This is a genomic window from Microbispora sp. H10670 (assembly GCF_014161385.1).
GTDB lineage: Bacteria > Actinomycetota > Actinomycetes > Streptosporangiales > Streptosporangiaceae > Microbispora > Microbispora triticiradicis.
In genome coordinates this window covers 393,418-405,727 of the sequence record NZ_JABBWW010000001.1, presented here as the reverse complement: position 1 = coordinate 405,727, position 12,310 = coordinate 393,418, and the positions used below count along the sequence as shown (strand labels likewise).

Sequence of the window (12,310 nt, the reverse complement as noted above, 5' to 3'; positions counted from 1 at the left end):
CTTCCTCGTAGGGATCCGTGACCTCGGGGGAGACTCATGATCATGTTCTCGGCCGCCGCCGCTCTCGCCGCGACGCTGATCGCCGGACCGGCCACGTCGGCCGACCCCGGGCCGTCCGCGGCCCTCTCCGGCGCCAACGGCGGCACCACCGCTGACAGGACGGGCGGGGAGGCGCCGGCGCAACAGCCCGACACGGTGGTCGGCGACCCCGGATACGGCCCCTCAGGCCCGGACGACAACACCGGGGACGGCACCGGTTACAGCCCGGCGTACGCACCGGCCACCGGGCCGGCCACCGTGCCGGTCGTCGCGCCCGCTTCCTTCACCGGACAGTCCAGCCAGGCCGGCCAGCCCGAGCAGGCCGTCTACCACCTGAAGGGCAAGGACGGCGTGCGGCACGACGTGGTGGTCGTCCCGATCTCGGACGACCCCTCCAAGCCGATCGCGCTGCCCGACTTCGGCTTCCAGAAGTTCAAGGTGACGGACAAGCCGCGCACCCACCGGCCGCGCGCCCACGCGGCGCGGCGGCACCAGGGTAGGAAGCATCACCACGGCGGCAGGGCGCACCGCCGCCGCTGACGTACGCTCCAGCGCGAGAGGCGCCCTCTCACGCGCCCTTCTCGGGCGCCCCCGTCTCCTGCCGGGCCGCGACGGTGGCCTCGATGCTCCGGCCGAGGAAGCGTCCGATGACCCGGCGCTCCTCGGGGGTGAACTCTTCGAGCGCCGCCGACATCCGCCGTCCGAGCGGTGCGAAGAACCGGCCCGCGAGGGCCGCCGCCTGCTCGTGCATGGCGAGTTCCACCTTGCGCCGGTCGCCGGTGCTCCGATGCCGCGTGAGATGGCCGGCCTGCTCAAGCCGGTTGATCAGGGCGCTGGTGGCGGGCGCGCTCAGGTTGAGCGCCGCGCCCAGTGCCCCGGGGGTCAGCGGCCGCCCCTCACGTGAGGCGTCCATGATCACGGTGAGCGCGTCGAGGTCCGTGCGGTGCAGTCCGTGGTCGACGGCGAACTGCTCGGCGAACCGGTCCACCTCGACGTTGAGACGTCGCATCAGGTTCATCAGCTCGAAGGGATCGATGGTCTCCTCGGCCACACGCACCACCTCCCGCGTTGCCAACCACCCCCGGCTCCACCTAATCTTTCCACGGTAGAAATATTCCACCGTCTAAAATATTTCACCATGGAAAGAGATGGCGGATGAGGCGAGCAGATACTAGTGGATGGGCGGCGCTCTGGGGTCCCCGGGGCAAGTGGCTCGCGGTCGTCCTGGCGGTCGTCGTCTCCGGTCTGGCCCTGGCGCTCGGCGGCGCGTCGAAGGTGAACACCGACCCGGCCGCCGCGCTGCCCAGGGGCGCGGAGTCGGCCACGGTGGCCCGGCTGCAGCAGCGGCTGCCGAGCGGCCAGCTCGCGCCGGCCCTGGTCGTCTACAGCCGTGACGGCGGGCTGTCTCCGCAGGACCGGGCGTCGATCGACGCGGACGCGCGGCGGCTCACCGCGCTGGCGGCGGGCGGGCGGGTGCCGCCGCCCGTCTACTCGGACAAGGGCGACGTGGCGCTGCTGAGCGTGCCGCTGCGCGGCGCACTGCCGCTCGCGGATCTCACCGACGCCGTACGGAAGGTCAGAGAGGAGGCCGCGGCAGGCCTGCCCGCAGGGGCGCGGGCGCAGGTCACCGGCCCGGCCGGGTTCAAGGTCGACCTCGCGGCGGTGTTCGACGGCGCGAACCTCACCCTGCTGGCGGTCACCGCGTCGGTCGTCGCGCTCCTGCTGCTGATCACCTATCGCAGCCCGTGGCTGTGGCTGGTCCCCCTCAGTGTCATCGGCGTCGCCGACCAGGTCGCGGCCAAGATCGTCGCCGTGCTCACCCGCACGGCCGGGCTGACCGTGGACGACTCGACCCTGGGCATCACCTCCGTGCTGGTGTTCGGCGCGGGCACCAACTACGCGTTGCTGCTCATCGCCCGCTACCGGGAGCAGCTTCGCGTCCACGACGACCGGCACCTGGCCATGGCGCGGGCCGTCCGCTCGGCGGCCCCGGCCGTCCTGGCCAGCTCGGCGACGGTCACGCTCGCCCTGGTGACGCTGGTCCTCGCGGACTCGCCGGCCGTACGCGGCATCGGGCTGGCCGGGGCGATCGGCATCGTGACCGCCGTCTGCTACGCCCTGCTGGTCCTGCCCGCCGCGCTCGTGCTGTTCGGCCGGGGGCTGTTCTGGCCGTTCGCCCCGAAGACGGGGCAGCCGGACCCGGCCCGCGACGGGGTCTGGGCGCGCGTGGGCGGCGCGGTGTCGCGGCGGCCCGCCCTGATGACCGCGGTGAGCGTGGCCGTGCTGGCCGTGCTGGGCCTGGGCGTCGCCGGGCTGAAGGTCGGCCTGTCGCAGACGGAGCAGTTCCGGGAGAAGGTGGAGGCCATCGCGGGGCAGGAGACGCTCGGCCGCGCCTTCCCGGCCGGGAGCGCGCAGCCGCTCGTGCTGATCTCCCGCGCCTCCGCGGCCGAAGAGGTCGAGGCCGCCGCCTCGCGGGTGCCCGGGGTAGTGCGGGTCACGCCGGGCGACCGGACCGCCGAGTACGCCCGGGCCGACGTGGTGCTACGGGCGGAACCGGGCACGGAGGCCGCCTTCTCGGCGGTCCGCGCGCTGCGCGCCGCGGTGCACGCCGTGCCCGACGCGCAGGCCGTCGTCGGCGGGCAGCCGGCCGTCGACCTGGACGAACGCGACGCGGCCGCGCGCGACCAGAAGCTGATCATGCCGCTCGTGCTGGCAGTGGTGCTGCTCGTCCTGCTCGCCCTGCTCCGCTCGGTGGTCGCGGCGGTGACGCTGGTGCTGACCGTGATCGCGAGCTTCGGGGCGAGCTTCGGGGCGGGCTGGTTCGCCTTCAGGCACCTGTTCGGCTTCCCGGCGCTCGACCTCGACGTCCCGCTGCTGAGTTTCCTGTTCCTCGTGGCGCTGGGGATCGACTACAACATCTTCCTCGCCACCCGGGCCAGGGAGGAGGCGGCGGAGCAGGGCACCCGCGAGGGGGTGGTCACCGCCCTCGCGGTGACCGGCGGGGTCATCACGAGCGCCGGGGTCCTGCTCGCGGCGGTGTTCTCCGTGCTCGGCGTGCTGCCGCTGATCACGCTCACCCAGATCGGGGTGATCGTCGGCTTCGGCGTGCTGCTCGACACGGTTCTCGTGCGCAGCGTGCTCGTCCCCGCGCTGGTCACGCTTCTGGGCGACCGTTTCTGGTGGCCCGGCGACCCCGCCGCCGGGGCGACGCCCACGCGCACGTCCGTACGGCAGGCGGAGGCGGCCCGCCCCTGATCACCGTACGGCCGGTCGCCCTGCGAGCACGCCCACGAAGGTGGCGGCCGCGGCGCTGCTGAGGCCGATGACCCAGCCCACCGGTCCGAGGGGTCGGCACCCGAAGACGGTGCTGACCCCCGGCACCGTGACGATGAACCCCAGGACGGCGAGCGACGACAGGGCGGCCAGCGCGATCACCCGGTCCGACCCGCCCTCCACCATCGTCTGCATGAGCTGGGCCGACACGAGCGCGACGAGACCGATCGTGTTCGCCCGCGTGCGGGTGCCGCTGAGGCGGCCGGCGAGCCACGCGACCGTGGCCGCGCCCGCCGTCACCGCGGCCCGCAGGTAGATGTCGCGGGTCAGCGACGCGCCCAGCGACGCCTCGGGGCCCTCGGCGAGCAGTCTCTCCGGGTCGGTCGAGGCCGGCGGCCGTACGGCGACCACCATGGCCGGCACCATGTCCGTGAGGAGGTTGACCAGCAGGAGCTGCCGGGCGTTGAGCGCGCTGCCACCGGCGAGCAGGGAGGACCCCACGGTGTAGGCGATCTCGCCGATGTTGCCGCCGAGGAGGATGCTCAGCGAGTCGCGCACCGAGCTCCACATCGCCCGGCCCTCGACGATGGCGTCCACGATCGTCTCGATGCGGTCGTCGGTCACGACGAGGTCGGCGGCGGCCCGGGCGGCGGGGGTGGCCCGCGAGCCCAGAGCGATGCCGACGTCGGCGGTGCGGATGGCGGGCGCGTCGTTCGCGCCGTCGCCGGTGACGGCGACGACCTCTCCGGCCCGGCGCAGGCAGGTGACGATCCTGGCCTTGTGGGCGGGGGTGGCCCGGGCGAAGACCGACACCTCGGGCAGCACCTTGGTCAGCGTCTCGTCGTCGAGCTCGTCCAGGGCCGGGCCGGTCATCACCCGCCCGCCGTTCAGCGCGTTCAGCTCGACCGCGATCGCCTCGGCGGTGCTGGGGTGGTCGCCGGTAACCATGACGACCCTGACCCCGGCCCGCATGAGGCGGCCGACGCTCTGCGCGGCCGTGGGTCTGACCGGGTCGGCCAGGCCCAGGAAGCCGAGGAAGCACAGCTCCTCGATGCGCGACTCGTCCAGGTCGCTCCGGTCGGACGCGGGCCGCTGCGCGACGGCGAGCACCCGGTAACCCTGCCGGGCCAGCCGCTCCACCTCCTGCTCCAGCTCCAGCCGTACGGACTCGTCGCAGGGCACCGCACCGGTCTCGCGGTGGACCGTGGTGCAGTGGGTGAGCACGACCTCGGGGGCGCCCTTCACGCTGAGCAGATGGCCGTGCTCGGTGCGGCCGAGCACGGCGTGGTATCCCCGGCCGGGCTCGAACGGCATCTCGTCCACGCGTTCCCAGCGTTCGAACCCCTCCTCGGGGATGACCTCCAGCCGGTGGGCGCCCTCCAGCACGGCGCGGTCGGTCGGGTGGGCGATCACCCGCCCGGCGCCGGACCGGGGGCTCGCCCGCACGGCCGCGGCGAGGACGCGCCGCAACGCGACGTCCGCGTCCGCCGCCTCGACCGGGCGGCCCGCGCGTCCGTCGGAGATGTGACGCAGGCTGATCCGGCCCTCGGTCAGCGTGCCCGTCTTGTCGAAGCACAGCACGCCGACCCGGCCCAGGGCCTCGATCGTGGACGGGTTGCGCACCAGGGCGGCCCGCCTGGACAGCCGCCGGGCGGCGGCCAGCTCCGCCACGGTCGCCACGAACGGCAGCCCTTCGGGCACGGCGGCGACCGTCAGGCTGACGGCGGGGGTCAGCGCCTGGGCGAGGGACCGGCCGCGCAGGAGGTCGGTCACGAGCAGCACCAGCCCCGAGGCGATCGAGAGCGGGAGGATCCGCCGGCTCAGCTCCCGCAGGCGCAGCTCGACACCGGTCGGCGGGCCGGGCTCGCCGGCGAGGCGGGCGCTGCGCCCGGCCTCCGTCAGGTCGCCGGTCGCGACGATCACCGCCCGGCCGCTGCCGGCCGCGACCGTCGTCCCCTGGTAGACCATCGAGACGCGGTCGGCGACGGCCGCCGCCATGGTCGGCGCGGCGGTCTTGGCGACCAGCTGGGACTCCCCGGTGAGGCTGGACTCGTCGAGCTCCAGCCCGACCGCCTTGATGACGCGGGCGTCGGCGGGCACGGCGTCGCCCGCGCGCAGCTCGATGACGTCGCCGGGGGCGAGGTCGTCCTTGGAGGCCTCGACCACCCCTTCGGGCCGGCGCAGCCGTACGAGGACCTCGGTCGACTCGGTCAGGCGGTGCAGCGCCTGGTCGGCCTTGAACCGCTGCACCCCGCCGAGGAACGCGTTCACGATCATGACACCGCCGATCAGCACGGCGTCCAGCATCGAGCCGACCATGGCGGAGATGCCCGCACCGGTGGCGAGGGCGGGCGTGAGCGGGTTGGCGAGCTCCTCCACGGTGGCCCGGGTCAGCGAGTGCGGCCGTTCCTCCTCCTCGGGCGCGGCCTGCGCGCGCCGCTGCTCCGCCTCCTGCCCGGCGATGCCCTGTGGCGAGGAGTCGAGCCGGGAGAGGACCTCCCGGGCGGACATGGCGTGCCACGGGGTGGTGTCGGCGCGGGGCGGGACAGGGATCCGGCCCGCGCCGCGCCCGGCCCACTCGCCGAGCGCGATGGCGGCCCCGGAGACGGCGGCGCCCGCGATCTGCGCCCGCCGCAGGGCCGTGCCGGCCGGGCCCGCGACGGCGAGCAGGGTGCCGACGACCGCGCCCGCGGCCCCGAGCCGTACGGCGTTCGCGCTGGTGCGGCGCGCGCGGGGCAGGCAGCGCAGGAACAGGTGGACGCCGTGCAGCTCCCCGGCGACGTCGGCGTCCCACGGCACGATCCCCTTCGGATCCACGACCCCGAGGCCGACGTCGGCCTGGGCCAGCGCGTGCCGGGCGCCCCCGGACACGACGACCACGCAGTGGCCCTCCGCCTGAAGCTCGTAGACGCGCCCGGCGAGCTCGGCGCCGCCGGGCAGCATCCGGGAGATGGCGAGACGCCGTGCCAGGCCCTCGTCGCCGCCCGCGAGGAAGACGGTGCCGGCCCCCTTGGCCGCGCTGACGACAGGCACGGCCAGGGCGTCGATCTCCGGGGCGAGACCGGCGACGGCGACCCGGGCGCCGTCCCTGGCCACCTCCACGGCCCGCAGTCCCCGGCTCCGCCAGCCGTCGCCGCCGGGAACGAGCCCCGCGGGGTCCGGCAGCGGCCGCGCGGACCACCCGTCCCCGTTCCGTATGTGCCCGGGGTCGGCGAAGTCGATGAGGGAGTAGAGCCGGGAGTACAGCTCGTCGGTGTCGAGTCCGTCCACCAGAGGCTCGACCCGGTCGATCGTCCACGAGCCGGTCGTGAGGGCGGCGGCGTCGAGGATCACGGTGTCGACGCGGTCCATCCTGCGCAGGGAGTCGGCGTCGAAGACGACGGTGTCGTGTTTGCCGAGCGCGCGGAGGACGGCGCCGGAGAACGCCTCCCGGCCGAGGTCGGCGGCCCGCGGGGTGGCCGAGACGAGCACGGACACCGCCCGCTCGCCCCGCGTGAGGAACCGGGCCGCCGTGTAGCCCGCGGCGCTGATCGGGCCGACCACGTCGGCGTACCGCTCGATCGGGCCGTGCGGGAGAGGGCAGGGCCGGGGCCGCGACCCCGCCCTGACGTGGTGGTAGGCGCCCGGCCGCTCGGCCAGCCGTTCCTCCAGGTCCTTCCAGGCGTACCGGCCCGCCTTGGTCTCCACGTAGCGGCCGAACGAGGCCGCCGCGTGCACCAGCAGTCCCGCCGGGCGGAGCGTGAGCGTCTGGGTGACCAGGTTGGCCGTCGTGAACAGGACATCGGCGGGACGCCGGCCGAGGCGCCGGTCGAGCTCCTCGCGGAGCGCGGGCGTCGCGTTGACGAGCTGCACCAGCGAGGGCACGGCGGCGGGGAGCCGGGGCACCCGCACCGCCCTGGCGAGGAAGACCCACCCGATCCCGGCCAGGCCCGCGCCCAGCCGTACGGTCGCCCGCAGGTGCTCGTGGGCGAGGTGGACGGGGGTCTCGCGGGCGTGCTCCTCCAGCGAGTCGAGTTCGGCGGTGAGCCTCAGGAGCTCGTCCCGGTCGGTCAGCTCGGGGTCGCAGGCGACGAAGACGCAGGAGATGCGGCCGTTGACCTCCGCCCGTTCCACGCCCGCGACCTCGCCCAGCCGCGTCTCCAGCCGCGTGGCGGCCTCCTCGGAGCCCGGCCGGCCGATGCCGTGCAGGCCGATGCGCAGCCCTCCCGGGCAGAGGCGCACCTCACGGGTGCACGGCAGCAGTTCGCGGAGTGGTTCGGGCAGCACGCTCCGCAAGAGGGCCACCGATGTCGTGAGCCCCTGAGTGAGGATCATCACCCCTCCTCGCGAGAGTCGGGGGCAACTCACGAATGACGGCAAAACGGCCGGACGACCGTCCTCCGTTACTTTCCTCCATCGGCGACGGCGGAAACGCGCAGGCGGAAACGCGCAGAGGGGCAGGGGCCGACCGGCTCAGGCCATCGTGAAGGCGGGCCAGTCCAGCATGAGCAGCAGCTTGCGCAGCGCGGGCCGCACGTTGTTGAGCTGGATGGGGTGGCCGACCGGCGAGTCGGACAGCACGGCCAGGGCGCGCAGGCCGTAGAGGTCGATGAACCTCAGTTCGGCGACGTCCACGCCCTGCGCGTCGGACTTCGTCCAGGCCTTGTTGAGAGCGCCGGCGATGGCGTCGCCGTTGGTGAGATCGATCTGGCCGATCAGGCGGACGGACCCGTCCACGGAGGTGCGGATGCTGATTTGCGAGTCCGTGTAGAGCAGATTCTTGTTGCGAGTGGATTCGAACGACCCATTGACGGTCATCATGCGGTGCCGCCTTCCTGTAGAGGGGCAGCCACCTCCGAGCATCACCGTCCCCACCGACCGGTGTCAACCGAGCCGCCGGCCGTACGGGGACCAGGGCGGCCGCCCGTCCGTCGCCGGACGTGACGCCGCCTGCACTGATACCCGTACGGCCCGGCGCGGGGACAGTGACCTAACTCACGTTTATTCGGCCGGGACGATCTCAGTGCTTGCGGGCCAGGCCACCGACGAACGTGTGATAGGTGATTCCGCGGTCCACCGGCTCGCCGGGGTCCGGCCGCCACTCCGCGAGCGGGACCACGCCGGGCTCCAGGAGTTCCATGTCGCCGAAGTACGCGACGATCTCGTCGTGCGTGCGCCACCGGCCGGTGCCGAGGTTCTCGTTGAACAGCTTCTCGGCGGTGGTCGCCTGGGCCGAGACCTCGGGCATGGACGGGCCCGGGTTGTGGAAGTGGGACAGCGCCATATAGCTGCCGGACGGCAGGACGTCCCGGAAGCGGGCGGCGATCGCGTGGGGGTCCTCGTCGTCGTTGAGGTGGTGCAGGATCGCGAACAGCAGCAGGGCCACCGGCTGCGTGAAGTCGATGAGGTCGCGCACCCCGGGGTGGTTCAGGATCGACTCCGGGTCGCGGATGTCGGCCTCGATGACCGTGGTGCTCCCGTTCGTGGCGAGCAGCGCCCGGCCGTGGACGAGCACGATGGGGTCGTTGTCGACGTAGACGACCCGCGACTCGGGAGCGGCCGCCTGGGCGACCTGGTGCACGTTGCCCTGGGTGGGCAGGCCGGAGCCGATGTCGAGGAACTGCCGGATGCCCGCCTCGGCAGCCAGATGGTGGACGACGCGCCGGAGGAAGGCCCGGTTCGACCGGCCGGCCGCGGGGGCGTCCGGCGCGATCTTCAGGGTCGCCTCCCCGATCTGGCGGTCGATGGCGAAGTTGTCCTTGCCGCCGAGGAAGAAGTCGTAGACACGGGCGATGCTCGGCTTGCTCGTGTCGATTCGGGCCGCTCTCGCGGCGGCCTCGCGCTGGGCCTCGTCGTCCACGACTCGTCCTGTCCCCTCGCCGTACCGGTGCAGACCGCGATCATGCTAGAGCCGGACGAGGGGGTGAGGGAGGGGATTCGCGATAAGTGGTATGGATAGGTCGGTCAATGAAGACAAACCCGTTACATTTAGCCCTTTTGGCCTGCCGAATGTAGGCGTTTCGGTCAGGTTCCGGGTCAGACGCTGACGCCGACCCCGCCGCGCGTGTGCGCACCGTATCGCTCCAGCTCCGCGGCCAGGTCGAGCGGCCTGATCGTGGTGCGTCCGGCCAGGAGTTCGTCGGTGATCAGGTCGGCGGGCACGAGCCAGGAGACCTCGAACTCCAGTCCGTCGGGGTCCTTCGCGTAGAGGGCCTTGGTGGTGGCGTGGTCGGACGCGCCGACCAGGGCGTCCATCGCCGCCAGCCGGGTCGCGACGCGGTCGAGTTCGGCGAGCGTGTCGACCTCCCACGCGAGGTGGTAGAGCCCCACCGTCGCCCGGCCCGCCGACGACGGCCCCGCCTGCGCGCCGATCTGGAAGAGCCCGAGGTCGTGGTCGTTCGACGACCCCTCGGCCTGCAGGAACGCCGCCCCGGGAAGCGCGTTGACGACGCGGAAGCCCAGAGCCTCCCGGTAGAAGGCCACACTGCGGTCGACGTCCCGCACATAGAGAACCGCGTGGTTGAGTCGCTGGACCGGCATGACGCCCTCCCGTTACTTGAGCTCTCAAGTAAGTCTAGCTCAGGTGTGTAAAAGAGCGGCGGGGTCGGCCATGACCTGCTCGATCACCTGGCCGGCCGCGCCGAGGGCGGCCGCCTCCGCGCCGAGCCGCGACACGATCACCGGTGGCACGGTGCCGCGCATCTGGCCGAGGCGGGCCCGCAGCGTGTCCCCGACCACGTCGCCGATCCAGCGGAAGAGCGGCGCGTAGATCCCGCCGAGGACGATGGCGCCGGGGTCCACGAGGTTGATCGCCGACGACAGGGCCACCCCGAGCGCCCACGCCGCCCGCTCGCAGGCCGCCCGCGCCCTCTCGTCGCCCTCCCGCAGGCGCTGGGCCACCTGCGCGACGCCCAGCTGGCCGCGGACGCCCCCGGCGGCGGCCAGCAGCGCGTCCTGCCCGGCGTACTGTTCGAGGCATCCCCGGCCGCCACAGCGGCACTGCGGCCCGTCGGGCGCGACCACGACATGCCCGAGCTCGCCGGCGAAGCCGTGCGCCCCCCGGAAGAGCCGGCCGCGGACGACGAGTCCGGCGCCGATGCCGATCTCCCCTGAAACGTGCAGGAAATCGGGCAGTCCCGATCCGAACCACAGTTCACCGAGCGCGGCCAGGTTCGCCTCGTTCTCGACGCGTACGGGGAAGGGGAAGTGCTGGAGGAGCGACGCCAGCGGGACGTCGCGCCAGCCCAGGTTGGGAGCGTTCCGGACGTCGCCGGTGGCCCTGTCCACAGGGCCGGGCACGGCCAGCACCCCGCCGACCACCCGGAGGCCCTTCTCCACAGCCTCGTCCACAACGTTCGCGGCCAGATCCCCAAGTCGCGCGATGCTGTCCACAGGGAGTGCGGCGCGGTTGTCCACAGCCTGTGTACGGCGCAGCCGCACGGTCCGGGCGAGGTCGACCACGCACACGGCCAGGTAGTCGACGTTGACCTCCAGGCCGAGGGCGGCCACGTGGCGCCCGCTGATCCGGATCTCGACGCCGGGCCTGCCCCGCTCGCCGTCCCGGACGGCGCCGGTCTCCACCACCAGCCCGCCCTCGATGAGGTCTCCGACCAGCTTGGAGACGGTCGTCTTGGTGAGGCCCGTTATCTCGGCGAGAGCGGCGCGCGTCACCGCGCCGCGTGCGCCGACCTCACCCAGTACGAGCGCCAGATTCCGGGCGCGCATCGCGTCGTGTCGTACGGCCTGCGACATCACACCCTCCACTATCGGGGGTTGAGAACCTGGACACGCCCTCTTGACCCGGAGCCCGCCACGTCGGATATTTAGTCCACAACATAGACTAATTCGGAGGCGACTCATGTACACCCCCACTCCCGAGGACCGTTTCACGTTCGGGCTGTGGACCGTCGGCTGGCAGGCGCGCGACCCGTTCGGCGACGCCACCCGGGCCCCGCTGGACCCGGTCGAGAGCGTCCACCGCCTGGCCGAGCTCGGCGCGTACGGTGTGACCTTCCACGACGACGACCTCCTCGCGGTGGAGCCGGACCGGGCCAAGGCGGTCGAGAACCTCAAGAAGGCGCTGGCCGACACCGGCATGAAGGTGCCGATGGCCACCACCAACCTGTTCACCCACCCGATCTTCAAGGACGGCGGGTTCACCAGCAACGACCGCGACGTCCGGCGGTACGCCCTTCGCAAGGTCATCCGCAACATCGACCTCGCCGCCGAGCTCGGGGCCACGACGTACGTGTGCTGGGGCGGCCGTGAGGGCGCCGAGTCCGACGCCGCCAAGGACGTGCGGGTCGCGCTCGACCGCTACAAGGAGGGCTTCGACCTCCTGTGCCAGTACGTGATCGACAAGGGTTACGACATCCGGTTCGCGGTCGAGCCCAAGCCGAACGAGCCGCGCGGCGACATCCTGCTGCCGACGATCGGCCACGCCCTGGCCTTCATCAACTCGCTGGAGCACCCCGAGATGGTGGGCCTCAACCCCGAGGTCGGCCACGAGCAGATGGCCGGGATGAACTTCGTCCACGGCATCGCCCAGGCGCTGTGGCACGGCAAGCTGTTCCACATCGACCTCAACGGCCAGCACGGCCCGAAGTACGACCAGGACCTCGTCTTCGGCCACGGCGACGTGAAGAGCGCGTTCTTCCTGGTCGACCTGCTGGAGAACGGCGGCTACGACGGCCCGCGCCACTTCGACTACAAGCCGCTGCGCACCGAGGACAAGGAAGACGTCTGGGAGTCGGCGGCCGCGAACATGCGGACCTACCTCATCTTCAAGGAGAAGTCGAAGGCCTTCCGCGCCGACCCCGAGGTGCAGGAGGCGCTGGCCGCCAGCAAGCTCACCGAGCTGGCCCAGCCGACCCTGGCCGAGGGCGAGACCTACGACGACGTCCTCGCCGAGTCGATCGACGTCGACGAGGTGGCCGCCCGCGGCTTCCACTTCACCCGGCTGAACCAGCTCGCGCTGGAGCACCTCCTCGGCGTCCGCGGCTGACCGCCCGGCCGGAAG

9 protein-coding genes are annotated in these 12,310 nt (G+C 72.9%); 3 read left to right on the top strand and 6 right to left on the bottom strand.

What is annotated here, in order from left to right; all coding sequences use genetic code 11:
* Nucleotides 1-36 precede the first annotated feature (36 nt).
* Entirely contained in the window at nt 37-579 is a 543-nt protein-coding gene (locus HHX33_RS01905) for a hypothetical protein (RefSeq protein WP_182873018.1), read from the top strand.
* A gap of 28 nt (nt 580-607) precedes the next feature.
* Here the strand turns inward: HHX33_RS01905 and HHX33_RS01900 are convergent, their stop codons facing one another.
* Entirely contained in the window at nt 608-1,090 is a 483-nt protein-coding gene (locus tag HHX33_RS01900) for a MarR family winged helix-turn-helix transcriptional regulator (protein ID WP_220501374.1), read from the bottom strand.
* Nucleotides 1,091-1,194: 104 nt separating this feature from the next.
* Here HHX33_RS01900 and HHX33_RS01895 point away from each other — a divergent pair, with 104 nt between their 5' ends.
* The gene (locus HHX33_RS01895) at nt 1,195-3,294 is read left to right on the top strand and encodes an MMPL family transporter (RefSeq protein ID WP_182873017.1); all 2,100 of its coding nucleotides are present in this window, start codon (nt 1,195-1,197) and stop codon (nt 3,292-3,294) included.
* Here the strand turns inward: HHX33_RS01895 and HHX33_RS01890 are convergent, their stop codons facing one another.
* From HHX33_RS01890 to HHX33_RS01870, 5 genes are all read right to left on the bottom strand, one after another.
* Nucleotides 3,295-7,626: a cation-translocating P-type ATPase gene (locus HHX33_RS01890; RefSeq protein WP_182873016.1), complete on the bottom strand. Its 4,332-nt coding sequence runs from the start codon at nt 7,624-7,626 to the stop codon at nt 3,295-3,297.
* Between the two features lie 138 nt (nt 7,627-7,764).
* On the bottom strand, nt 7,765-8,112 hold the full coding sequence (locus HHX33_RS01885) for an STAS domain-containing protein (RefSeq protein ID WP_182873015.1): 348 nt from the start codon (nt 8,110-8,112) through the stop codon (nt 7,765-7,767).
* Between the two features lie 199 nt (nt 8,113-8,311).
* Complete coding sequence (locus HHX33_RS01880; RefSeq protein WP_182873014.1) at nt 8,312-9,151, bottom strand: SAM-dependent methyltransferase; 840 nt, start codon at nt 9,149-9,151, stop codon at nt 8,312-8,314.
* A 176-nt stretch (nt 9,152-9,327) separates the two neighbouring features.
* Nucleotides 9,328-9,831, bottom strand: coding sequence for a VOC family protein (locus tag HHX33_RS01875; RefSeq protein WP_111700334.1), 504 nt, complete (start codon nt 9,829-9,831; stop codon nt 9,328-9,330).
* Nucleotides 9,832-9,870: 39 nt separating this feature from the next.
* The gene (locus HHX33_RS01870; RefSeq protein WP_244301667.1) at nt 9,871-11,016 is read right to left on the bottom strand and encodes an ROK family transcriptional regulator; all 1,146 of its coding nucleotides are present in this window, start codon (nt 11,014-11,016) and stop codon (nt 9,871-9,873) included.
* A gap of 133 nt (nt 11,017-11,149) precedes the next feature.
* Here HHX33_RS01870 and xylA point away from each other — a divergent pair, with 133 nt between their 5' ends.
* On the top strand, nt 11,150-12,295 hold the full coding sequence (gene xylA, locus HHX33_RS01865) for a xylose isomerase (protein WP_182873013.1): 1,146 nt from the start codon (nt 11,150-11,152) through the stop codon (nt 12,293-12,295).
* The last annotated feature ends 15 nt before the right edge of the window (nt 12,296-12,310 follow it).